Origin of the sequence: Gordonia caeni (genome assembly GCF_039537105.1) — a bacterium.
GTDB lineage: Bacteria > Actinomycetota > Actinomycetes > Mycobacteriales > Mycobacteriaceae > Gordonia > Gordonia caeni.
Map to the genome: position 1 here is coordinate 12,487 of NZ_BAAAZW010000017.1, position 25,525 is coordinate 38,011.

The window sequence follows — 25,525 nt, forward strand, 5'->3', positions numbered from 1 at the left end:
GTCACGGTTCCTTTCACCGCACGCGGGCGGTCAGTTCGCTCACGCGGCCGGAGGTGACCGCGGTCAGCAACGCGACCAGATGCTCGACGAGGCCTTCGGCGCGCTCCCGCGACACCCGCCGCACCGGGAAGATCAGCGTGCCGGCGACCCCGGCCGCGCGGCCCCGGTCACGACGTTCGAGCAGGGCGATCTCGTACAGATGCTTGGCCACCGTGTTGGCGACGGGTTCGCGGCGCACCCGGACTCCGCCCAGGTCCACCTCGCCGCCACCGGTCTCTCCCGCCTCGGCCTGCTGCAGGATCAGGGTGGCCGGGAAGAACGGGGCCCCCGCCGGTCCGCCTGCCGTGTCGGGCAGGTCCAGGGCGTCGATTAGATCCGAGACCGAGACGTCCGGGTGCGCCAGTCCGCCCAGCAGTTGCCGCTGGGCATCCCGGACGAGGCCGGTGAAGGGCTGCTCCTCGGTCACGGTGAACCGCATCGGGATGTCCTCGGCGAAGTTCCCGACCACGCCGTCCAGCGCAGCGTGGGCCCGGTTGGCGTTGGCGGTCCCGATCCGGACTTCGGGCTCGCCGGTCAGCTCGGCCAGCACCGTCGCGAAGGCGGCCTGCAGGACGGCGAACAGTCCCACCGATTCGACGGTCGCGTACGCCTCCAGTGCGCCGTGCAACGAGGCGTCGAGCTCGAACTCGACGGTGTCGCCGGCCGAATCCCAGGCATCGTCCGGCGCCGTGCCCTCCGGGGCCGCGCTCTGGGGCCGCCCGACCGCACCGGTCCAGTAGCCCAGTTGGCGGCCGAACTCGGCGGTCCGGGCGCCGGGGGCGCCGAGCACTTCGGTGCGCCAGTGCGCATAGTCGGTGAACCGAACCGCCGGTTCGGCCAGGACCGGTTCGACGCCGTGGCAGCGCGCAGCGAACGCAGCCAGCACGTCCCGGATCAGCGTCCCCATCGACTGCCCGTCGGCGCTGAGGTGGTGAACCACCACCACCAGTACGTGCGAGCGCGGGTCCAGACGCAGCAGGCGCGCGCGGATCGGCGCCCGGTTCTCCAGATCCAGTTCCGCCCAGGCGATTTCGGAGATCGTCGCCGCCAGGGCGTCCTCGGTGACCGCTGTCGGGCCCAGGTCGGCGCGTAGCGGCGCGGCCAGCTCGCCGGTCGGCGTCACCACCAGTTCCGGCCCGGCGCCGGCGTCCCGGTAGCGGGTGCGCAGCGCCCGGTGGTGGTCGATCACGTCCAGCAGCGCCGCGGCCAGCACATCGACGTCGAACTCGCCGGTCAGGCGCATGGCGACCGGGACGTTCCAGTCGGCGCCGGTCCCGGCGCGCACCGCGCGCCAGATCCGCATCTGCGCCGGCGCCATCGGTGCGGGGCTGTCGTCCTCGCGCCGGACGAGCGGCGATGCCGCGACCGCAGCGGGCGGCAGGGCCTCGATCTGGGCGGCGAAGTCGCCCAGATCGACGCTGTCGAACAGCAGCCGGACCGGCACCGGGTGGCCCAGTTCGGCCTCCAGTCGGGCCGCGACGCGCGTGGCCGACAGCGAGGTGCCGCCCAGGGTGAAGAAGTCGTCGGCGACACCGACCCCCGAGGTCCCGGTCACCTCGGCCACGATCGCGGTGACCCGCTTCTCCAGCTCCGTGCGCGGCGGCACGTAGCGGCGCCGGGCGACGGGCGGCTGCGGCAGCCGGGCGCGGTCGACCTTGCCGTTGGCGTTGTACGGCAGCGCGTCGACGGCGACGATCTCCGGACGCAGGTAGCCGGGCAGCCGGTGTCCGAGCTCCCGGCCGACCGTCTGGGGCTGCACATCGTCTCCGGTGACGAAGGCGATCAGGCGCTCCCCGGCGGCACCGGTTCCCGCCGCGGTCACCACGGCGTCGGCCACGCCGGTGCAGCGGCGCAGCACCGCCTCGATCTCCCCCGGTTCGATCCGGAAGCCGTGCACCTTCAGCTGGTGGTCGGTGCGGCCGAGGTAGATGAGCAGTCCGTCGCGCCCGCGGCGCACCAGATCGCCGGTGCGGTACATCCGCGCGCCCGGGTCGAACGGGTCGGCGACGAAGGCGGCGGCGGTGCGGGCCGGATCGGCGTGATAGCCGCGTGCCAGCTGGACGCCGCCCAGATACAGCTCGCCGGCCACGCCGTCCGGGACCGGATGCAGGCGCTCATCGAGCACCCGCGCGGTCACCGCGGGCTGGGCGCCGCCGATCGGGATGCGCTCGCCGATCGGGCCGTCGGCCCGGTGGGCGGTGGCGCTCACCGCGCACTCGGTGGGTCCGTAGAGGTTGTGCACCACGGCCGGCGAGCCGCCGTCGGCGAGCCTGCGCACCAGTTCCGCCGGGAGTTCCTCGCCGATGCACAGCACGCTGCGCACCGATTCCGGCAGCGGGCCGGCGTCGAGCACCATCGCCAGTGCGGACGGGACCGTCGGCACCACGGTGATCGCGTGGTCGGTGAAGGCGCGGCGCAGGCCGGCGCCGTCGCGCTCGAGGCCCTCCTCGGCCAGCACGATCCGGGCGCCGCAGCTCAGCGCCCACCAGTACTCCCAGACCGACAGGTCGAATCCGGCGGCGGTGCGCACCAGCACCGCGTCGTCGGCGGTGAGGCGGTAGTGATCCTGCATCCAGCGCAGTTGCTGCCCCACCGCCTCGTTCGGGACGCTGACTCCCTTGGGCCGGCCGGTGGAGCCGGACGTGAACATCACGTACGCCGGATGCGCCGGTCCGGCGCGGCCGACGAAGGACGCCGCGTCCACGGGTGCGGCCGCACTCAGCCGGTCGAGGTCGACGTCGCCGGCACCGAGTTCCAGCAACGGCTGGGCGGTACGGCGGATGTCGTCGGCGCGCTGCGGCGCGGACGGGTCGATCGGCACGTACGCGGCGCCGACGGTGGCCACCGCGTACATGGCGACCAGTTGTTCCAGACCGCGGGGCGCGGTGATCGCGACCCGGTCCTCGGGCCCGGCGCCACGCTGCGCCAGCTCCGCGGCCAGCGCCAGCACCCTCTGCGACAGCTGCCGGTAGGTCAGGGTGCACCCGCCGGCGTCGACCGCCGGCGCGTCGGGAGTCCGCCGCGCCTGCCGGTGGAAGGCGTCCGCCAGGCCGCCGCCGCGTCGGCGCGGCAGCGGCGCGCTGCGCTGCAGGTGCACCGCCTGATCGGGGGTCAGCAACCCCAGGTCGCCGACGGCGGCGACGGGCGCAGCGAGCAGGCCGGTGAGCACGCGCACGTACTGCTCGGCGACGGCCGCGGCCGTCGCCGCATCGAACAGGTCCGTGGCGTAGTCCAGGCGGCCGATCAGGCCGCCGTCCGGCGCGCCGTCGGCGAGGGTGAGATGCAGATCGAATTCGGCCACCCCCTGCTCCCCGTCGATCGCCTCCACGTCCACACCGGGCAGGGACAGCTCCAGCGGGCCGATGTTCTGGAACGACAGCGCGACCTGGAAGACCGGATGGTGCGCGGAGGTGCGCGGGCGGTCCAGCACCTCGACGACCCGGTCGAACGGGACGGCCGCGTTCGCGAAGGCGTGCAGTGCCGCCTCCCGGGCGGTCGCGAGCGCCTGCTCGCCGGTGGCGGACGGGTCGATCACCGTGCGCAGGGCCAGCATGTTCACGAACATGCCGACCATCTGGTCCAGGTGCGCGTCGCCGCGACCGGCGACCGGGGTGCCGATCACCACGTCCCGGTTGGCGCCGAGGCGACCGAGCAGGATGGCGAAGGCGTTGTGCGCCACCATGAACGGGGTCGCACCGCGACTCCGGGCGAAGTCGGTCATGCGTGCCGTCAGCCGCGCGTCGACCGCGAAGTCGATCCGGTCGCCGGCCCGCGACGGGCGCACCGGACGCGGCCGGTCGGTGGGCAGGTCGATCACCGGCGGCGCATCCAGCAGGCGTTCGCGCCAGTGCTCGAGCTGGCCGCGGGCCGCGGTCTCCAGGAACGCCCGCTGCCAGATCGCGTAGTCGGCGTACTGGACGGCCGGTCCGCTCGTGTCCGGGGTGCGGCCGGCGAGCCGGTCGCGGTAGGCCTGCGCCAGATCCCCGGCGAGGGTCGCCATCGACAGTCCGTCGGCGCAGATGTGGTGAACCACCAGCACGAACAGGTGCTCACCGGAGTCCTGATCGGACCACAGCGTCGCGCGCACCGGTGGCCGGGCGGTGACGTCGAAGCCGCGGCGGACCACGCGCTGGACGACGTCACTGTCGGCCGCCGGACGGCCCTGCTGCCGGGTCGGCTCGATCCGGGCCTGCGCCGGCGGCAGCACCACCTGGTGCGGCCCGTCCGGGCCGTCGGGGTAGACCGTCCGCAGCACCTCGTGCCGGGCCACCAGGTCGCCCAGGGCGGCGGCGAAGGCGTCGGTGTCCAGCCGCCCGCGCAGGCGCAGGACCACGGGGATGTTCTCGGTGAGCGCATCCGGGTCGAGCCGGTTGAGGAACCACATGCGCTGCTGCGCCGGGGAGAGCGGGACCCGCTCCGGCCGCGGCAGCTCACCGATCCGGGGACCGGCGCCGATCGCCGACTCCTCCAGTGCGGCAGCGAGTTCACGCGCCGTCGGCCGTTCGAACAGCGTGCGCACCGACACCTCGCGGCCGGCCGCCTCCCGGATGCGGGCGATCGCCTGCGCCGCGGTGAGCGAGTTCCCGCCGGCCAGGAAGAAGTCGTCGGTGACGCCGAGGCGCCGCTGGTCGAGCACCTCGGCGAAGATCGCCGTCACCAGCTCCTCGGCCGCACCCATGGGTGCGACATGAGTGAGACCATCGAAGTCGGGATCGGGCAGGGCACGCAGATCGACCTTGCCCGAGACGGTCAGCGGGAACACGTCGAGGGCCACGATCGCGGCCGGCACCGCATACGGCGGCAGCAGTGACCGCAGATGCTCGCGCAGCGCGGACCGGTCCAGACCGGCCGGGCTCGAGGTCACGTAGGCCACCAGCGCGGTCCGGCCGTCCGGGCCCGGCCGGCCGGCGACCGCCGCCGCGGTGACGGTGTCGAAGCGGCGGAGGGCTGCTTCCACCTCGCCGGTCTCGATCCGGTGACCGCGGATCTTGAGCTGGTGGTCCACGCGTCCCAGATGTTCCAGGTGCAGTCCCCCGGTGCCGTCCGGCACGGCGCGCACCAGGTCGCCGGTGCGGTAGCAGCGGACGCCGGGCTCGCCGTACGGGTCGGCGATGAACGCGCCGGCGGTGAGACCGGCCCGCCCGGCATAGCCGCGGGCCAATCCCGGGCCGGTCACGTAGAGCTCCCCGGGCACCCCGGGAGGGCACGGCGTCAGGTCGGTGTCGAGGACCCGGACTCCGGCACCGGCGATCGGGCCGCCGATCGGCAGGGATTCGCCCGCCGGGGCGGCGATCGGTCCGGCGACGGTCGCCATGACGGTGCATTCGGTGGGGCCGTACGCGTTGAACAGCGCCTTGCCGCGGTCGGTCCACCGGCGTGCGGTCGCCGGTGCGCAGGCGTCGCCGCCGACCACCAGGGTCTGCAACTGCGGCAACGGATCCTGTCCGCCGGCCACTTCGAGCGTGTCCAGGACGGCCGGCGTGAGGAAGGCGTGCGTCACCGCCTCCGCGCGCAGCAGGGCCACCAGGTCGTCGGCGCCGTAGACGTCGGTCGGCGCGATCACCGTGGTGGCTCCGGCGTCGGCGGCCAGCAGCAATTCCAGGATCGCCGCGTCGAAACTCGGCGAGGCGAAGTGCAGTACGCGGCTGTGCGCACCGGCGCCGTACCTGCGCTGTTCGGCGACGAAGGAGGCAAGTCCGCGGTGGGTCACCGCCACCGCCTTCGGGCGGCCGGTGGAGCCCGACGTGTAGATCAGATAGGCCGTCTGGTCGGCGTGCCGGGGGCCGCGCAGTTCACCGGCGCCGATCGGCTCGTTCGGCAGCGCCTCGGCGTCGGCCTGCAATCGGGGGTCGTCCACGACCAGCGCGCCTGCGGCGAGACCGCCGGGCAGCGCGTCCAGGCAGTCGCGGTCGGCGGAGACGGTGACGACGATCGAGGCCCCCGAGTCGGTCGCCATGAACGCGAGTCGCTCGGCCGGATAGGCGGGGTCGATCGGCACGAAGGCGGCACCGGTGGCCGCCACCGCGCGCATCGCGATCACCGACCACGCCGAGCGCGAAAGACACAGGGCCACAACCGATTCCGGTCCGACACCACGCGCGATCAGCAACCGCGACAGGCGGTTGGTCCGGGCGTTCATCACCTCCTCGGACATACCGGCCAGACGCCAGCCCGGTGTCTGCAGCAGGTCGCCGAGCAGCTGCGGTGCCGCGGCGGTGCGAGGTCCTGCAGTGTGTGGTGGTGCCAGGGATGCCGTCGCCGCCTGCTCGGCGGGCAGCAGTGCATCCAGGTCGCCGATCGGGCGGTGCGGCGCGGCGATCGCCTGCCGCAGCAGGTGGGTGAGGCGGTCGAGCAGGCGGGCGGCGGTGTCGGCCCGGTAGACGTCCGCGCGGTGCACCACGGCCAGGTCCAGGCCGCCGTCGGCGGTGCCGACCCCGGAGAACTCCAGGTCGAATCGGGCGACGGGGACGTCCATCCGCAGCGCCCCGGGAGGCGCCTGCTGTTCGTCGAGGGCCAGGGAGACGTGGATGAACGGGTGACCGGCGATCTCACCGGCCTCGGCGTCCTCGTGTTCCATGGCTTCGAGCACCGTGTCGCGGGACTGTTCCACCAGGGTCGCGAACGCGGTGTCGCGCCGCACCGTCGACCGCAGCGGCGCCACGGCCACGAACAGTCCGACGAGATCGGCGATCTGCGGATCGAGCCGGCCGGAGGTGGGGGTGCCGATCACCACGTCGGGTCCGGATCCGCTGCGGCGCAGGGTCACCGCCAGCGCGGCGTGGAGCACCGCCAGAACGGTGCTGCGCGTCCGTGTCGCGAGCTCGCGCACGGCGTCGACCTCGACCGCCTCGAGCCTGGTGTGCTGCACCCCGGCGGATGGTGCCGCGGAATCCGCATCGGGAGCGGGTGCCGACCGGAAGCCGGGCTCCAGCGGAGCGCCGGCGAGCTGCGCGAGCCAGTAGTCGCGGTGTTCCCCGGACCGGCCGGCCCGGGAAAGTGCGTGGTCTGCGTACTGCATCGGCAGCGCGGTCCAGTCCGGCCGCTGCCCGGCGATCCGGGCGCGGTAGGCGGCGGTCAGGTCGCGGGCCAGAATCCGCAGCGACCAGCCGTCGGCGGCGATGTGGTGGACGGCGAGCACCAGCACGGTGTCGTCGCCGTCGGGGTGGACGACCACCCGCAACGGCAGGTCCGTGATGAGATCGATCGGCCACGCCAGCGCCGCGGCCAGCGCGGCCTGTTCGGCGTCGGCGTCCGGGTCCGGCGGCACCGCGGCGATCAGTGTCTCCGGAGCGCAGTCGGCGACCGCGTGGATGTGCTGGTGCGGTCCGCCGGTTCCCTCCGGGTAGACGGTGCGCAGGATCTCGTGCCGCTCCAGGAGGTCGCCGAGGGCGGCGGCCAGCGCGCCGGCGTCGACGGTGCCGGGCAGGCGGACCGGGGCCACGATCAGGTAGGCCGCCGACCCCGGATGTCTCCGGTTGTGCAGCCACATCGGCAGTTGTCCGGGCCCGAGCGGGATCTCGGCCGGGCGCGGCGCGGCGGCGATCGATTCGGGGACGCTCCGCTCGGTGGTGGCGCCGCCGGCCTCGACCGCGGCGGCGATCGAGGCGCCGGTGCGACCGTCGAAGACCGCCCGCACCGGGACGCGGACACCGGTGCGTTCTGCGACGGCGGCCACCACGCGCGTAGCGATCAGCGAGTTGCCGCCGGCGGCGAAGAAGTCGTCGTCGATACCCACGTGCTCGCCGAGGAGTTCGCGGATCACGTCGAGCACCAGCAGTTCGCTCGCGGTCTCGGCGGAGCGGCCGCTGCGGGGTGACTGGAGGACCGGCGCCGGCAGGGCGGCGCGGTCGACCTTGCCGCTGCTCGTCACCGGCAGGCGCTCGGCCAGCACGATGTGCGCGGGCACCATGTGGTCGGGCAGGTGCGCGGCGACGTGGGTGCGCAGCTGTGCCGCGGTCGGTTCGCCCGGCACGTCTGAAACTCCTCGGACGACATGGGCCACCAGCTGGGCACCCGAGCGAGGGTCGTGATGCTGCACCGTCACTGCGGTCTGCACCCGCGGATGCGCGGTGAGGACCGCGTCGATCTCGCCGAGCTCGACGCGCTGGCCGCGGATTTTGACCTGGAAGTCGCTGCGCCCCAGGTACTCCAAGACCGGCAGCGCGTCGGAGTGAGGCCGGACCCAGCGCACCAGGTCGCCGGTTCGGTAGAGACGCTCGGCCGTGCCCCACGGGGAGGCCACGAAGCGGGCGCCGGTGAGGTCGGGGCGTCCGTGGTAGCCGCGGGCCAGCTGCACGCCGCCGAGGTACAGCTCGCCGGTCACCCCGGCCGGCACCGGCCGCAGGCGGTGGTCGAGGACGTAGGTCGCGGTGCCCGGCAGCGGACGGCCGATCGAGACCGGCCGTTCGGCGAGGTCGCCGGCGCGGACCTGGACGCCGGTCACGTCGACCGCCGCTTCGGTAGGCCCGTACAGGTTGTGCAGCTGCGCACCGGTGCGCCGCAGCAGCTCCGCCGCGGGCGCCGCGGCGAGCGCCTCGCCGCTGGTGAAGACCAGGCGCAGCGAGGTCAGCCGGTCGTCGGAGATCCCCGAGGCCAGGAAGGCGTCGAGCATCGCGGGGACGAAGTGGATCACCGACACCCGCTCGGCGGCGATCACGGCGGCCAGCTCGTGCGGATCGCGGTGCGCCCCGGGGGCGGCCAGCACCAGACGGGATCCGGCGACGAACGGCCAGAACAGTTCCCACACCGAGACATCGAAGGTGGTCGGCGTCTTCTGCAGCACCGTGTCGGCGGCGTCGATCGGCGTACGGCGGGCCATCCAGTCCAGCCGGTTGACCACCGCCGCGTGGCTCACGCTGACGCCCTTGGGTTCCCCGGTCGATCCGGAGGTGAACAGGATGTACACCGGGTGCGCCGGCCGCAGCGGCACCCACCGGTCGGCGTCGGTCACCGGGCTCGCCGCCCGGTCGGTGTGCGGGTCGCTCGCGTCGAACCGGTGCCCGGTGAAGGTTTCCGGGACGGCGTGCCACGTGGACTCGGCGGCGATCACCGCGACCGGGTCGACGGTGGCGAACATCGCGGCGGTGCGGGCGGCCGGCTGGTCCGGATCCACCGGTACGTAAGCGCCGCCGGCCACCACGACCGCGTGCAGGGCGACGAGCATGTCGATCGACCGCGGTACCGCGACGGCGACGGTGGTCTCGGGCCCCACTCCGGCGGCGACGAGGGCCCGGGCCGTCCGTGCGACGCGCGCGGCGAACGCGCCGCCGCCGAGCACCGAGTTCTGGTCGGCCACCTCGGCCGCTTGACCGGCGGCGACCAGGTCGGCGACGGTCGAGGCGGGCGGATCGGTCGCGATCTCCGCGTGGCTCCACGCCCCGGTGACCGCTTCGGTCTCCGGCCCGGTCAGCACCGGAAGATGATGGACGAGACTCTGCGGCCGCTCGGCGACTGCCCGCAGCACGCTCTGCAGCCGGGCGGCGAACCCCTCCACCGTTGCGCGATCGAACAGCTCGGTCGCATACGTCCAGCGGGCGCGGACCGGACCGTCGGGGGCCGCCGCGTCGAGCGGGACGTCCAGGGTCAGATGCAGGTCGAACCGCGCGAGCGGTACGTCCAGCGTCATGGGGGTGGCACTGATCGGGCCGAGCTCGAGCCGGCCGGGCAGCGGATCACCGAAGGCCAGCATCACCTGGAAGATCGGATGGTGGGCACCGCCGCGATCGGCCTCGAACTCGTCGGCGATCCGCTCGAACGGATACTCCGAGTTCGCCTGGGCCGCGAGGTCCGCCGCGGCCGTCCGCGCCACCAGCGCGCCGGTCTCGGCGTCGTCGTCGATGCGGGTGCGCAGGACGACGGTCTCGGTGAACATGCCCACCACGTCGTCCAGGAGGTGACTGCCGCGGCCGGCGACCGGTGTGCCGACGACGATGTCGCCGGAGCCGGACAGCCGGGACAGCAGGACCGCGAGCCCGGCGTGCACCACGTGGAAGAGCGATGCGTTGCGGCTGCGTGCGAGGCGGCCGAGCCCGGCCATCAGGTCCGCGTCGAGGACGAACTCGACCGTGCCGCCCGCACGACCGGGCTGCGCGGGGCGGGTGCGGTCGGTCGGCAGCGGAATCGGTCCGGGCAGGTCGGCCAGAGTGCGGCGCCAGAAGTCGTGCTGGTGGTCGAGTCCCTCGAGCAGACGCGTCTGCCAGAGGGCGTAGTCGGCGTACTGCACCGGCAGCGGCTCGGCGGCGGACCGGCCGGCGTAGCCGTCGAGCAGATCGCGGACCAGGGCCCGTGCCGACCAGCCGTCGGCGGCGACGTGGTGCACCACGATCACCACGAGGTGCACCCCGGGTTCCTGGTCGATCACCGCGACCCGCAGCGGGATTCGGGTTTCGAGGTCGAAACCCCGGCCGGCGATCGCCGAGACGGGACCGGTCGCGCCGAACTCCAGGTCGATCAGACCGAGTGCCTCATCGGTCGGATGGATCTGCTGGCGCGGGACGCCCCCGTGATCGGGATAGCTGGTGCGGAGCACTTCGTGTCGGTCGAGCAGGTAGCGCACGGCGTCGCGCAGCGCGCTGTGCTCGAGCGGTCCCTCCACGCGGAGCGCGACGGGCAGGTTGTACAGCGCCGAACCCGGCTCGATCCGGTCCAGCAGCCACATCCGCTGCTGCGCGCGGCTCAGCGGGATCACCGCCGGGCGTTCGGCCCGTTCCAGGCGGGGGCGGCGCAGGTCGTGAGCGGCGTCGATCCGGCGGGCGAGGTCTTCCACACGCGGCGCTTCGAAGACTTCGCGAACCCCCAGGTCGACTCCGAGACGGTCGCCGATGCGGGCCGCCAGCCGTGCCGCCAGCAGTGAGTTGCCGCCGAGGCTGAAGAAGTCGTCCGCCATGCCGACCGGTTCGGCGGTACCGAGGAGGTCGCCGAGCACCTCGCCCAGGGCCTGTTCGGTGAGGGTCCGCGGGGCGATGTGCCGGTGGGTGACATCGGGGGCGGCGGGCAGGGCGGCGCGATCGACCTTGCCGTGGATGCCGCGCGGCATCTCGGCCAGCACCACGCCGGAGACCGGGACCATGTAGCCGGGCAGCCGGTCGCGCAGGGCGTCGAGGATCTCCCGCACCTCCCAGTCGCGCCCGGTGGCCGCTCCGGCGGCCGGCACCAGGAAGGCGACCAGGTTGTCGCCGCGGGCCGTCACGGCCGCAGCACCCACGCGAGGGTCGACGGCCAGTGCGGCCTCGATCTCGCCGAGCTCGATCCGCTGACCGCGGATCTTGATCTGGAAGTCGTTGCGGCCCAGGAACTCCAGGAGTCCGTCGGGACGGATCCGGGCCAGGTCGCCGGTGCGGTAGATGCGTCCTCCGGAACCGTCCGGGTCGGCGACGAAGCGTTCGGCGGTCAATTCCGGGCGCCCGTCGTAGGCGGTCGCCAGCTGGACTCCGCGCAGGTAGAGCTCGCCCACCACACCGACGGGGACCCGGTGCAGTCGGGCATCCAGGACGAGGGCCGCCGAGTCGTCCACCGGCACGCCGATGGGAACGGTCGTCTCCTCGGCGGTGCATTCGTGCACGGTGATGCCGACGGCCGCTTCGGTGGGGCCGTACAGGTTGTACACGCGCGCGGACAGCTCGCGGGCGGCCCGCGCCGCGGTGGCCGGGGGCAGCGTCTCCCCGATGCAGAGCACCTGCCGCAGCGTGTGCGGGTCCAACTCGGCGTCGGCGGCCGCGTCGAGTTGCGCGTCCAGCAGCGAGGGAACGAAGTGAGCGGCGGTCACGTCTCGGCGGCGCATCAGTTCGGCCAGGTAGCGCGGGTCGACGTGCCGGCCCGGTGCCGCCAGTACCAGCCGTGCACCGGTCACCAACGGCCAGAACAGTTCCCAGACCGACAGGTCGAAGGTCAGCGGCGTCTTGAGGACGGTGGTGTCGCCCTCCCCCAGTGGAAAGGCGGTGCGCTTGAAGCCCAGCTGCGCGGCGACGGCACCGTGCGAGACCGCCACCCCCTTGGGAGCACCGGTGGAACCGGACGTGTAGATGACGTAGGCGGTGTGTCCCGGCAGCGGCCGCGGCCAAGCCGCGGGCAGATCAACGGCGGCGTCGGCGGTCACGTCGAGGACGGGAATTCCGGGCTCACCGACGCCGGCCGGGACGTCCCCGGCGACCAGGAGCAGCGCCGGCGCGGCCGACTCCAGGACCAGTGCGGTGCGCTGCGCCGGGGCCGCCGGATCTAGCGGCACGTAGGCGCCGCCGGCCACCAGCACGGCGAGCACGGCGTCCACCAGGTGCAGCGATCGGTCGATCGCGACCGCGACGCGCACCTCCGGACCCACTCCGGCTGCGCGCAGCCGGCCGGCGAGCCGCTGCACGCGCTCGGCGGTCTCGGCGTAGGTCGTCGGCCGTCCGTCGTCGGGGCACAGGGCCGGGCGCTCGGCGTAGTCGGTGAAGGAGGTCTCCAGCAGGGCGGTGAGCGTGGTCGCGGTGCGGCCCCCGGCCGGTCCCTCGAGCACGCCGGAGGACCGGGCGGGCGCCAGGTCGCCGACCGGGCTGTCGGGGTCGTCGAGGGCTGCGGTGAGGAGGTCGGTCCACAGGCCGTGCCAGCGCTGCACGGTGCTGTGGTCGAACAGGTCCCGGTCGTAGTCCCAGTGCACGGCCATGCCCTCGCCCGCAGGGCCCTCGACCAGGGTGAGGTGCAGATCGGATTTGGCGACGCCGAGATCGGGTTCGAGCACCTGCACGTCCAGATGGTCGAGCGCGAAGTCGGCCGGCGGCAGATTCTGGTACGAGAATCCGACCTGAAAGAGCGGATGGTAGGCGGCCGAGCGGCGCGGCCGGAGCAGATCCACCAGGCGGTCGAACGGCAGATCGGCGTGCGCGAAGGCGTCCAGATCGACCGCGCGCACGGCCGCCAGGAGGTCGCGGAACGGCTGGCCCGGGTCCACCGGGGTGCGCAGCACCACGGTGCCGACGAACATGCCCACCAGGTCGGCGAGCTGCGGGTGGCCGCGACCGGCCACCGGGGTGCCGACGGCGATGTCACTCGAACCGCTGAGTCGCGCCAGCGCGAGCGCCAGCACCCCGTGCGCCACCATGAACGGTGTGGCCCCGGCCTCGGCGGCCCGCTCGCGCAGCCGTCGCACCAGCTGCGCGTCCAGAGTCGCGTGGAACTGCGCTCCGTGTGCTCCGGCCACCGCGGGCCGCGGGCGGTCGGTGGGCAGCGCGAGCAGGTCGCCGAGCCCGGCGAGGTGTTCGCGCCAGTAGTCCAGTTGCCGGGCGGCGGGCGAGGAGGCCTCGGCCTCGCTGCCCATCACGTCCTGGTGCCAGCAGGTGTAGTCCCGATAGGTCACCGGCAGCGGCGCCCACTCGGGAGTCCGGCCGCGCGCGCGGGCGCGGTAGGCGACGGCCAGGTCGCGGGCCATCGGCGCCGTCGACGAGCCGTCGGCGGCGATGTGGTGGACCACGCACACCAGCACGTGCTCGCGCCGGTCCACTCGCAGGAGGGCGACCTTCAGCGGGACGGCGGCGGCGACGTCGAACGCGGTCGCCGCCAGTTCGCTCAGCCGGTGCTCCAGGTGTTCAGGAGCCACGTCTTCGACCGTGTAGCCGAGCCCCGCAGCCGCCTCGTCGACCGGCAGCACCTGCTGGATCGGACCGTCCGGTCCTTCCGGATAGAACGTGCGCAGCGTCTCGTGCCGTTCGACCACGTCGAGCAGTGCCGCGTGCAGCACCTCGGCGTCCAGGTCGCCGCGCAGACGCAGAGCGAGCGGGATGTTGAAGATCGCCGACCGGTCGTCGTACTGATTGATGATCCACATCCGGCGCTGCTGCGGGGAGACCGGGACCGGTGCGCCGTCGTCGCGGCGGCGGGCGAGTTCCGGTGCCCGGCGGGTGTCGGCGCCATCGACCTGCGCGGCCAGCGCGGCGACGGTGGGCGCCTCGAACACCCAGCGCACCGGGATTTCGATGTCGAGCCGGGTGCCGAGCGCGGCCACCAGCCGGGTGGCGGTGAGCGAGTCGCCGCCGAGGGCGAAGAAGTCGTCGTCGCGGCCCACGCGGTCGGCGCCGGTCGCTTCGGCGAAGGCCTGGGCGACGGCCTCCTCCCCCTCGGTGGCGGGTGCGGTGTAGGGCGCGGTCTGCATCGCCGGGGCCGGCAGCGCGTCGCGGTCGAGCTTGCCCGAGGAGGTGAGCGGCACCGTGTGCAGGTGCACCAGCGCGGCCGGAAGCGCGTGCGCGGCCAGCGCTTCCAGCAGATTCTCGCGCAGCGTCTCCGGTGTCACGGCACCGGTGTAGTAGCCGACGAGCACGGTCTGCCCGGCCGGGGTGCGGCGCGGTTCGGCAGCGGCGAACTGCACACCGGGCACGGCGGCCATCGCCGAGTCGACCTCGCCGAGCTCGATGCGGAAACCGCGGATCTTGACCTGCCGGTCCGCGCGGCCCCGGTACTCCAGGGTGCCGTCGGAACACCAGCGCACCAGGTCGCCGGTGCGGTACAGGCGGGCGCCCGGTGCGCCGTGCGGGTCGGCGACGAACCGGCACGCGGTCAGCGACTGCCGGCGGTGATAGCCCAGTCCCGGCCCCGCGCCGCCGAGGTACAGCTCACCGGTGGCCCCCACCGGCACCGGCCGCAGCCGATGGTCGAGCACCAGTGCGGTGGCGCCGGTGATCGGTGCGCCGATGGAGACCGGCTCACCCCGGTCCAGCGGACCGGCCAGGGTCGCCATGACGGTGGTCTCGGTGGGCCCGTAGGCGTTGAACATCCGGCGGCGGCCGGCCCAGCGTGCGACCAGTTCGCGCGGGCAGGCTTCGCCGCCGACGATCACCGTGTGCAGTGCGTCCAGGCCGACGTCGGGGACCGAGGCCAGCGCCGCCGGGGTCAGGAAGGCATGGGTCACCTGCTCCGCGCTCAGGATCCGCGCCAGCTCGCCGCCGCCATAGACGCCGGTCGGCACCACGACGAGGGTCGCCCCGGAGGCGAAGGCCATCAGCAGCTCCAGGACGGAGGCATCGAAGCTCGGGGACGCGAACTGCAGGGTCCGGGCTCCCGGGCCGAGGCCGTAGCGCCGGTTCTGTTCGAGCGCGAAGGAGGCCAGACCGCGGTGGGGGATCACCACGCCCTTGGGTTTTCCGGTGGATCCGGACGTGTAGATCACGTATGCGGGATCGTCCACGCGCAGCGGCCGCGCCCGGTCGGTATCGGTCACGGGCTGCGCCGAGGCGGCGCCGAACTCGGTGCGCAGTGCCGCTCCGTCGAGCGCGATCCAGTGCCGCTCGCCGTCACCGTCGTCGCCGAGGCGGTGTCTGCCGCCCGGGCCGGTCACGCCGAATCGGGCACCGCTGTCGTCGAGCAGATAGGCGATCCGCTCGTCGGGCAGTTCCGGGTCCACGGGGACGAAGGCGCCGCCGGCCACCAGGATCGCCAGCTCGGTGATTACCTGGGCACGACCGCGCGGCAGCAACGTCGCCACCAGGTCGCCCGGGCCGACGCCGCGGGAGATCAGGACCCGCGCCAGCCGGTAGACCCGGTGCCAGAGCTCGTCGTACCGGAGGTCGACGTCGTCGGCCACCAATGCGACGGCGCTCGCGTGCGCCCGCGCGACGGCCGCCAGCAGATCCGGCAGCGGCTGCGCCGGAGCCGCAGCGGGTCCCCGCGCCGGGACGTGACGCAGGCGATCGCCGTAGGCGAGAATCTCGAGGCGGTCGACGAGCGTCTCCGGCGCACAGCGGACGAGCGCGGCCAGCACCGCGCCGAACCGCCGGTGGTGGGCGCCCAGGTGGTCGGCGGTGTAGGCGGCCGAGTTGGCCTCCAGGTCGATCCGCAGCCGCCCGCCGCCGGTGTAGACGGTGAAGGCCAGGTCTTCGGTGGGGCCGGTGCTGAGGATGGTGCTGCGCCCGGTGCACTCGCCAAGCGTCAGTTCGTGCCGGAACATCATCACGTTGATCACCGGGCCGAAGAAGCCGCGGCCGGCCGGCCGGTCGGCGTTCTGATCGCGGCGCATGTCCTCGAAGCGGTACCGCTGGTGGCGCAGAGCGCCGCTGAGCTCGGTGGTGACCTGTCTGACCAGGTCGGCGACCGTGATGCCGGCCCCCATGCGGCTGCGGATCGGCACCACGTTCGAGATCATGCCGCCCGAGCGGCGAAGCAGGGCGTTGGTGCGGCCGGTGACCGGCAGACTGAGCACCACGTCGTCGGTTCCGGTCATCCGGGCGACGTAGACTGCGGCCGCCGCACTCACCACCGCGGCCACCGTCGCGCCGTGGCGGGCGCAGAAGGCATCGACGTCGGACTGCAGCTGCGCGTCGAGCGGGGCGCCCGCGCTCCGCGACCGGGCGACCCGCCCGGCCGGATCGGCCAGCCGTGCGGCCTCCGGGAGTGCACGCAGCCGCTGCGCCCAGTGCTCCCGGTCGCGCTCGAAGCGGGTCGACCTCCGGTAGCGCTCGTCGTCGGCGTGCAGTTCGGCCAAGGTTCCGGCGCGGCAGGGCGGCACCGGAGCACCGGTCGCGCGGGCCGTGTAGACCTCGGTGATCCGGTCGGTGAAGGTGGCCGCGCCGTAGCCGTCGAGCAGGATGTGGTGTACGCGGGTGTACCAGAAGTAACGGTCGTCGCTCAGCCGCAGCGTCACCGACTCGATCAGCCGATCGGTGAAGAGGTCCAGGGGGCGCTGGAAGTCGGCGTCCATCCACTCGCGCGCCGCGGCCTCCGGGTCGTGGTGATCACGGAGGTCGTGATGGTCCATCCGGTCGTGTGCGGTGTCGTCGAGCAGCTGGACCGGCGCCTGCGACGGATCGTCCCCCGGCAGGAACCGCACCATGGTGCAGCCGAACTCCCGGACCACCTGTCGTGCCACGTGCGAGAGCAACTCGGTGTCGAGCGGACCGCGGACGTCGACGTAGTGCGCGATCACCAGCGGTGTCTCCGGCGACAGCTGCTGTGCGAACCAGATGCTGCGCTGGGCAGCCGACAGCGGGAGCACCTGTCCCGGCGATTCGGTGCGAACAACGTTCAGCGTCACGGTCTGTCAACTTCGGCTAGGCGGGCTTCGATCCATAGGTAAGCGCAGGCTAACCTTATGGAACGAAGGGAAACCTTACAACATCAGGATCGGGCCACCGACGCCCGCTCGCCCCAAAGTATGAGTGAAGGCTAACCTTAACGCGATGTCCACCGACCAGACGACTCCCGGGGTCCGGGTGAGGAGCCTCGGCAAGTCTTTCGACGAGGTCCACGCACTCCGGGGCGTGTCCTTCGACGTGCCCCGCGGCAGTGTGCTGGGCATCCTCGGCCCCAACGGCGCGGGCAAGACCACCCTCGTCGACATCCTGTGCACGCTGCTCCCCCCCGACACCGGCACCGCCGTGGTGGACGGGCACGACGTGGTCGACGACGGCCCCGGTGTGCGCGCCGCCATCTCGATGACCGGGCAGTACGCGGCGCTCGACGAGACCCTGAACGGACGCGACAATCTGATCTTCTTCGGCCGGATGCAGGGGCTGCGGCGGCGGGCCGCCGCAGCACGGGCGGACGAGCTCCTCGACCGGTTCGACCTGACCTATGCCGCCAAACGCCCCGTCTACGCCTATTCCGGCGGCATGCGCCGCCGACTGGACATCGCCTGCGGGCTGGTGGTCGAGCCGGCCGTGGTCTTTCTCGACGAGCCCACCACCGGGCTGGATCCGCGCAGCCGGCAGGAAGTGTGGGACCTGGTCGAGGTACTCAAGTCCGACGGCATCACCACCCTGCTGACCACCCAGTATCTGGAGGAAGCCGACCGGCTCAGCGACAACATCATCGTCCTCGATCGCGGGCGAGTGGTGGCCGAAGGCACCGCGGCGCAACTGAAGGACCGCGTCGGCGGAGTGTCGTGCGCCGTCGTCCTCGCCGACCCGGCCGACACCGGCCCCCTGGTGGACCTGCTGACCCTGGAGCTGGAGCCCGGCCACCGGCTCGCCGCACCCGAGCAGGGCACTGTGACTCTGGCCGCACCCGACGGCGTCGACACCATGGCGGCCGTGATCGCCGCGGCCGGCCGCGCCGGAATCGGCCTGCGCGACGTGGGCTTGCGCAGCCCGTCTCTCGACGACGTCTTCTTCGCACTGACCGGCGACGCCCCTGCTCCGGCACCGAGCGCCGCCCGGTGACGCTGACCTGGCCGGACCGCGCGGATCCGGCGGTGACTGCCGACGGCTGGACGTTCGGCAGGCAGTGGGCGGTGATGACCGGACGCGGGGTGCGCTCGGCGGCCCGGCAGGGCGAGTTCACCATCGCGATCGTGATGCCGATGGTCTTCGCCCTGGGGTTCTATCTGCCGCTGCGCCTGATCATGGCCGACCGCGGAATCGACTACGCCCAGTTCCTGATGCCGATCATCGTGCTGCAGGCGGTGGCCTTCACCGCCGTCGCCGCCGCCCAGCGGGCGACGCTGGACAAGTTGCGCGGCATGAGCCGGCGGCTGGCGTCGATGCCGGTGCGCCCGCTGGTGCCGGTGGCCTCGCGGATGAGCACGTCGCTGATCCGGTCGGTGGTGTCCATCGCCACCGCGCTGATCTTCGGAGCTCTGCTCGGCTTCTCGTTCGACGGCGGTCTGCTCAACGCCGCCGGCTTCATCGCCTTCTCGATTGCGGTGGGGCTGGTGCTGGCGGTCGGCGCGGACTCGCTCGGCCTGCTCGCGCGCGGCCCCGAAGCCACCTCGCAGCTGCTGGTCCTCCCCCAGCTGGTGCTGGGCATGCTGTCGACCGGCTTCGTGCCCGAGTCCGGCTTCCCCGGCTGGGCGCAGCCGTTCGCCCGGAATCAGCCGATCTCGCACTTCGCCTCCACCATGCGCGAGCTGGCGGCCGGCGATCCCACCTGGGCGACCGCCCGGCCCGCGCTGATCTGGCTCGGCGCCCTGGCGGCGGCGTTCCTCGCCCTGGCGCACTACACCCAGACGCATCGGCGGTTGTACCCGTGAGCCGCCCCCTGGACTTCCCCGCCCGCGAGGCCTTCTCGCCCGAGTCGACCGGCCGGTCGCTGTGGCGCGCCTCGGCCCTGCAGGCCGAGCGAATTCTGGTGAAATGGTGCACCGACACCGCGACGCTGTTGCAGTCGCTGTTGTTCCCGGCGCTGATGGTGCTGCTGTTCTGGCTGGTCCTGGACCGCTCGGTGAGCGGCTACTCCGGAACGTCCACCGCCTTCGGCATGGTGCCGATGGTGGCCCTGGTCGGCGCGATGTCGGGGTCGGCGATCAGCGGCCTGGGACTGCGGCGCGAACGCACCACCGGCCTGCTGTCGAAGATGTGGACGCTCCCGGCGCACCGGGCCTCGGCGATGCTGGGGCGGCTGGGCGCCGAGGCGGTGCGGATCGTCGTCACGGTCAGCGGCGTGCTGGCGGTCGGCACCATCATCGGTTTCCGTATCGAGACCGGTGTTCTCGGCTACGTCGCGATCATCGCGGTGGCGCTCCTGTTCGGCCTGTCCTTCTCGATCATGGTGACCGCGCTGGCTCTGCGCAGCCGGGAGTCCCGCATCGTCGAGTGGGTCGCCATCGGCACCAATCTGGCGATGTTCTTCAACACCGGTTTCGTCCCCGCCTCGGCCTACCCGGCGTGGCTGCAGCCGATCGTCGAGTATCAGCCGCTCAGCTGCGCCGTGAACGCGATCCGGGGGCTGGCCACCGGGGGCGCCGTCGCGCAGCCGCTCCTGCTCACGGCCGCCTGGTCGGCGGCGCTGCTGCTGGTCTTCACCGGGCCGACGCTCACCGGCTATCGGCGCGCGGCGATGCGCACCTGAGATCGGCGGCGCCTCACACGTACCAGGCGTGGTGGCGGGCGCTCCCCTTGATCCGGCCGAGTAGATTGCCGGCCTGGAACAGCCAGCGGCCGGTGGGCACCCGGGTGATCACCGTCGGCAGCAACGGATTCCGCAGCAACAGGTAGGCGATCACGTCGGCCGTGGCGTACCACGGCCGTGGGGGCATCCCGTACGCCCGGTACTCGGCGTAGAGGCGGGCATCCCCCTCACCGCACATCACCGATTGATCCCAGATTCCGCGCAGGGTGTCGCGCAGCCGATAGGCGATCAGGGCGCGGGGTGCGTGGCCCAGCACGCCCCCCGCCAGTTGGATCCGGATGGTGAAGTCCGCGTCCTCGGCACCGCGGTCGTAGGCGACGTCGAAGCCGCCCACCGCGTCGAACCGGTTCTTCCACACGCCGAGGTTGCATGTCGGTGAGACCGGGAGGAATCCGGGGAACTCGTACGGCATCTCCGGGGGCAGCATCTGCCGCCAACTCTGGGTCCGGGGCGTGTTCAACGAGGACGTCTCCACCGCACCGCCCACGGCGGAGCAGCGGCGCGCCACGGCGGTCAGTTCGGTGAGCCAGCTCGAGTACACCCGGTCGTCGCCGTCGCAGAAGGCGAGGAAATCGCCCGCGGCGGCAGCGGCCCCGGCGTTCCGGCCGTACGACGCCCCCGCCGGCCCGGACGCGTCGACCCAGCGGAGGTCCAGGCGGTCGGCGAGCCGGTGGCCCTCGAGATGTTCGCGAAGACCGTCGGTGGAGTTGTTGTCGGCCACGACCACCTCGAACGGTCGCGAGTAGTCCTGGGCGGCAAGCGCTTCGAGCTGATCGTCGATGGTCGCGACGCCGTTGTGGACCGGGATCACCACCGACACCAGGTCCGGGAGACCCCGATCGGTCTCGAGCGGCCGCGCGGACGACACCGGCTCACCGCCGGCGAGCCGGGCCCGGCGCAGGGTGCGCGCCGGGATGCGGCCGCGCTCGCCGCGCAGCGCGGCCCGGGTGCCGGCAGCGGTGAGGTAGACGCGCCGGAGGCGGTGGGAGCCGATCAGCATGGCGCGACCGCGGCTGATCGTGTCTTTGGCGATGGACACCGCGCACCACAGCGGCTCACGGCGCCCGTAGCGGCGGTAGAGGTCGAGCCGGTTGCGGGCGATGTAATAGTGCCGGAACGGGGCGTCCTCGGAGAACTCGACGCCCGCGCCGTAGCCGCGCAGCAGCGGACGCAGCAAGCGCGGCGGCCTCCAGCGGGCGCGGCTGCCGAGGCGGTGGCTGATCCGGGTGCCCGGCACGATCAGCGCATGCCCGCCGTGGGCGCGGGCCCGCAGGTAGAACTCCGTCTCCACGCAGTCGATGAACAGCTCTTCCTCGAAGAGGCCGATCTTCTCCAGCAGGCTGCGGGTGATCACCAGCCCCGACTGGATCGGTTCGTAGGCCAGTGTCAGCCCGCGTTCGGCGAACCAGAACGGGGCGACGTCGTCGTTGATCAGGCTCGGCGAGGCCATCACGTCGGTCAGGCCGAGCGAGGCCGCGAGCGCCAGATGATCGCTGGTACGGGCCACGTAGTCGGGTTCGAGCCGGGTGTCCTGGTCGAGGGTCAGCACCGCATCCGCGCCCCGATCGAGGGCTTCGGTCACGCCGACGTTCAGGGCGTGCGCTATGCCGCGGTTGTCCGGGGTCTCGTGCAGCGTCGCCCCCAGATCGGCGCAGGCATCGAGCGTCCGGCGCACCGCGCCGGACGGGTCCGAGCGCAGCGACGGCGATCCGTCGTCCACCACGATCAGCGAATCGACCTGCGCCACTGCGCTTTCGACCACCCCGATCAGCTCGGGGCCGGGCTCGAAGGCGGTCACGACGGCGACGACGGAGGTCATCGCACGTTCTCCGGTCCGGGCAGTGCGCGGCGGAGGGCGTCGGCGGTCGCGCGCACGTGCGGCACCCGCAGCATCGAATGGTGGTCGCCGGTCACGCGGATCAGCGTCAGCTCACCGGTGGCCAGTCGCGCCCACGCCTGCGGATCGTCGTGGTTGTCGGTGGCCGCCACCAGCGTCACCGGACCGGCGTAGGGCGTGGGCCGGTGTTTGCGGAGCAGGCTGCGCCCCAGGTCCCAGAACACGGTCCACTGCAGGGTGGTCGGCAGCCGCCACAGTCCGGCCGTAGCGACCAGGAACGCCATCGCGGCCCGGTTCCACGCCGTGGCCGCCCGGGCCGCGAGACCGGTTGCGGGCCCCGGCTTCTCGGCTTCCCCGGTGCGGTCGGGCAGCGCTGCGCGGACCCCGGTCATCTCCGGTTCGAAGAGCGCGTCGAGCAGGACGACGTGCTCGACGTGGGCGCCGCGGGCGCGCAGCATGGTCGCCGCTTCCAGGATCACGAAGCCGCCGAAGGAGTAGCCGGCCAGCCGGTACGGGCCCTGCGGTTGCACCGAGACGATCTCGCGCACGGCGCGCCGAGCGGCCGCCGTGACCGACCGGTCGGCGCGCCCGCGCTGCTCCAGGCCGTGAGCCTGCAGTCCGTACACCGGCTCGTCGCCGCCGAGCTCGGCGACCAGCGGCAGCAGGCTCGCGGCCGGGCTGCCCGCACCCGCCGCGACGAACAGCGGGGTCCCCGAGCCGTCGCGCAGGCGGGTGAGCGAGCCCGCCGCCGCCGCGCGCCGGCGGTCCCGGTGTCCGGCGTCGAGGCGGGCGCCCAGGCCGGCGATGGTGGGCTCGGCCGCGAACTCGGCCGAGGAGATGTCGACCAGCCAGCGGTCGCGCAGTTCGGCGAGCATGGTGGCAGCCGCGAGGGAATCGCCGCCGAGGGAGACGAAGTCCTCGTTGCGGCCGACGGACTCCAGTCCGAGCACCTCGCACCAGATGTGCAGCAGCGTGGCCTCGGTGGGCCCGCGGACGGGCTCGGGGGTGCGCGGCGCCGGCGGCGGCAGGGCCGCCCGGTCCACCTTGCCGCGTTCGGTGCGCGGCAGCTCGGTCAGGATCACCACGTCGCGGGGAATCATCCAGGGCGCCAACGTCGCACCGAGGGCGGTGCGGATCTCGGCGGGCGACGGCGTCCACCTGGCCGCGTCGACGGCGACGTGGGCGGTGAGCCTGCCGGCCGCGGGGTCCCCGGTGACCACCGCGTCGACGGTCCACGGGAGTTCCCGGAGTGCGGTCTCCACCTCGATCGGCTCCACCAGATAGCCGCGCACCTTGATCGCGTCGTCGCGGCGGCCGACCAGGTGCAGCTGACCGTCGTCGTCGAACCGTCCAAGGTCGCCGGTGTACAGCCGTCGCCGCCCGGTCACCGGCGGCTCCCCGTGGTAGCCGAGGGAGAGATGGTCCGATTCGACCACCACTTCCCCGGTCGTCCCGGTCGGGACCGGCGTACCGTCGCCGTCCACGATCCGGATGTCTTTGCCGGAGGCCGGCATCCCCACTGGGATCACTCCGGAGGGCAGGTCCCGCTCGGGCGGGAATCGGTTGAAGGCCAGATTCCCCACCTCTGATGAGCCCGACCAGCTGCAGAACACCCCGCCGGGCAGCAGGGTCTCGCGCAGGGCGGCCACGTCGGTGGCGTGCACCGGCTCGCCGCAGGTGGTCAGCAGGCGCGCATCGTCGAGCCGATCGCCCGGCGCCGAGTCGGCGAGCCAGGAACGCAGCAGCGACGGCGTGCAGTGGACGGTGGTCGCCGACTGCTGCGCCAGCCAATCCCGGAGACCGGAGGTGGTGCGGCGGCGGACATCCCAGAGCAACAGCCCCGCGCCGTTGAGCAACGGCATCAGCATGGCGTCGACGCCGGCACCGAAACTCAGCGGAAGCAGGACGGCGGAGCGGTCGTCCGGGCCGAGGCCGAGGAAGACCCGGCCGTCGTGCGCCTGATTCACCCAGGACCGCTGTCCGTGCACCACGCCCTTCGGCCGACCGGTGGACCCGGAGGTGAAGATGAGGACCGCCGGGTCGTCTGCGGCAGGCGGCGCCACCGGGACGTCGGAGGCCGGCAGGCCGTCGAGGTCCTCCGGGCTCATCAGCCGGGCGCCGGTGCGGTCGAGGATGTGTGCGCGGCGTTCGGCCGGCAGGAACGGATCGACGACGATCACCGGGCGCCCGGAGCAGAGCACCGCGAGGATCGCGAGCACAGACGCGACGTCGGATTCGGTCTCCACCGCCACCGGCACGCCGTCGCTCACCGCGGCGGCCACGGCACGGGCACGCTCGGCGGTACGCCGGCCGGCGTCGGCGAAGGTGATCGACTCCTCCGGGGTTCGTACCGCGACGGCGTCACCGCGGTCGGCGGCCACCTGGAGCCACCGACCGGCGGTGGTGGCAGCTCCGGTGACGGCCGAGGTCATGAACGCAGGCCGGCGGCGATCGTCGGCCAGGAACGCTTCAGCTCATCACGCCAGTAACCCCACGAATGGGTGCCCGTCGGCGGCAGGTGCACCTGAGCGGCGATCCCCAGGGACTGCAGCCGCACCGCCATGCGCGAGGTGCAGTAGCGGGTGGCGGCCTCCAGAGCCCCGCCGACCAGGATCTGGTCGTAGAGCGGCGGGGCGTCGGGGGCCTGGCCCTGCGGAGTGTCGTACTTGCCGGGCAGCCCGCTGCCGCTGGACAGGTAGATCTTGGTGCCGCGTAGCTTCGCGGCGTTCACGTAGGGGTCGTTGCGGACCCACTCGCGCGAGGTGACAGGGCCCCACATGTTGTCGGCGTTGGCCTGCGCCGCCATGTAGACGATGCCGCGCACCGCCGCCTGTCCTTCGGGCGTGCTGGTCAGCGCGCAGCCGCTGTAGGACGCCACCGATCGGTACAGGCCGGGCGCGGCGATGGCGAGGTTGAACACCGAGGTGCCCGACATCGACAGGCCGGCGATCGCGTTGCGGCCGTTGCTCGCCAGCGCGGCGTCGAGCGGGCCGGGCAGTTCCTTGGTCAGGAAGGTCTCCCACTGCGGCTTGCCGACCTTGCTGTCGTGCCGGAGCCAGTCGGTGTAATAGCTGCCGCGGCCCTTCTCCGGGATCACGACGTTCACCTTCTTGCCGTCGAAGAACTTGTCGGCGTCGGTCTGCGCCAGCCAGTTGGCGCCGTCTTCACCTCCGCCGGCCCCGTTCAGCAGGTAGAGGGTCGGCGCACCGGCCGGATCGGTCCGTGGCCGCAACACGTAGAAGGGGACGTCCTCCCCCATCGACGACGACCGCACGACGACCCGCCACAGGTTGTCGCGCAGGTGGGTCAGCGACAGCACCTCGGCCCCCGGGGCCGCCTGCGCGGGTGGCGCCAGGCCCACCGTCGCGGCGGCCGCAGCGATGAACGCGAGGAGAACGGTGACAGCGACGGAGAGGACACGACGGTACCCGGCGGGAGGCTTCATAATGAAGGGCAGCCTACACTTATGTAGGTTCGCCTTACTGGGGGCGCGCCCCACAGAGGGGCGCCCCACAGCGCCGGGACTCGTCCCGTCAGCCCCGGGAGGAGCGGCACCGCCAACCTGTCCGCGCAACCTCCGAACAGTCGTCCTTGCCGAGATCAGTCATATCGACACAAGCCCCTAGAACCCAGCGATCTCGCGCGCCAAGTACCACTCCTGAAACAGCGTTGCCGCACATTCTGCCAATACGTCCAGTTCATCGGCGGGTACAGACTTCGATCTCGGACCTAGCGCCCAATCAAAATAGCCTTGCGCGATCCACTGTGAATCCGGCAAGAACTTTGCAGGCTCTTCGGTTCTGAGAGTGCGTAGGTGAGGTTCGGGACGAGCGCGGGCGACCA

The 25,525-nt window shown here is 72.9% G+C and carries 7 protein-coding genes and 1 pseudogene; 3 read left to right on the top strand and 5 right to left on the bottom strand.

Annotated features, from left to right (window positions below; genetic code table 11):
• Positions 1-13 precede the first annotated feature (13 nt).
• Positions 14-17,032, bottom strand: a complete 17,019-nt coding sequence (locus tag ABD732_RS18365; protein ID WP_344786225.1) for a non-ribosomal peptide synthetase — start codon at positions 17,030-17,032, stop codon at positions 14-16.
• Positions 17,033-17,177: 145 nt separating this feature from the next.
• Between ABD732_RS18365 and ABD732_RS18370 the strand changes: the two genes are divergently transcribed.
• From ABD732_RS18370 to ABD732_RS18380, 3 genes are read left to right on the top strand one after another with little or no spacing between them, the layout of a single operon-like run.
• Complete coding sequence (locus ABD732_RS18370) at positions 17,178-18,158, top strand: ATP-binding cassette domain-containing protein (protein ID WP_344786227.1); 981 nt, start codon at positions 17,178-17,180, stop codon at positions 18,156-18,158.
• Complete coding sequence (locus tag ABD732_RS18375) at positions 18,155-18,967, top strand: ABC transporter permease (protein ID WP_344786229.1); 813 nt, start codon at positions 18,155-18,157, stop codon at positions 18,965-18,967. The genes ABD732_RS18370 and ABD732_RS18375 overlap by 4 nt, the downstream gene beginning before the upstream one ends.
• Positions 18,964-19,785 (top strand): ABC transporter permease, encoded by an 822-nt coding sequence (locus tag ABD732_RS18380; protein WP_344786231.1) that lies wholly within the window; start codon positions 18,964-18,966, stop codon positions 19,783-19,785. The genes ABD732_RS18375 and ABD732_RS18380 overlap by 4 nt, the downstream gene beginning before the upstream one ends.
• Positions 19,786-19,798: 13 nt before the next feature.
• Here ABD732_RS18380 and ABD732_RS18385 read toward each other — a convergent pair whose 3' ends face one another.
• From ABD732_RS18385 to ABD732_RS18400, 4 genes and pseudogenes are all read right to left on the bottom strand, one after another.
• Positions 19,799-21,664, bottom strand: coding sequence for a glycosyltransferase (locus tag ABD732_RS18385; RefSeq protein WP_344786233.1), 1,866 nt, complete (start codon positions 21,662-21,664; stop codon positions 19,799-19,801).
• Positions 21,661-24,114 carry an AMP-binding protein gene (locus ABD732_RS18390; RefSeq protein ID WP_344786235.1) on the bottom strand — a complete coding sequence of 818 codons (2,454 nt, stop codon included), beginning with the start codon at positions 24,112-24,114 and terminating at the stop codon, positions 21,661-21,663. Before ABD732_RS18390 ends, ABD732_RS18385 begins: the two co-directional genes overlap by 4 nt.
• Positions 24,111-25,127: an alpha/beta hydrolase gene (locus tag ABD732_RS18395; protein WP_344786237.1), complete on the bottom strand. Its 1,017-nt coding sequence runs from the start codon at positions 25,125-25,127 to the stop codon at positions 24,111-24,113. The genes ABD732_RS18390 and ABD732_RS18395 overlap by 4 nt, the downstream gene beginning before the upstream one ends.
• 177 nt (positions 25,128-25,304) lie before the next feature.
• A pseudogene (locus tag ABD732_RS18400) lies at positions 25,305-25,525 on the bottom strand (hypothetical protein); the annotation flags it as partial.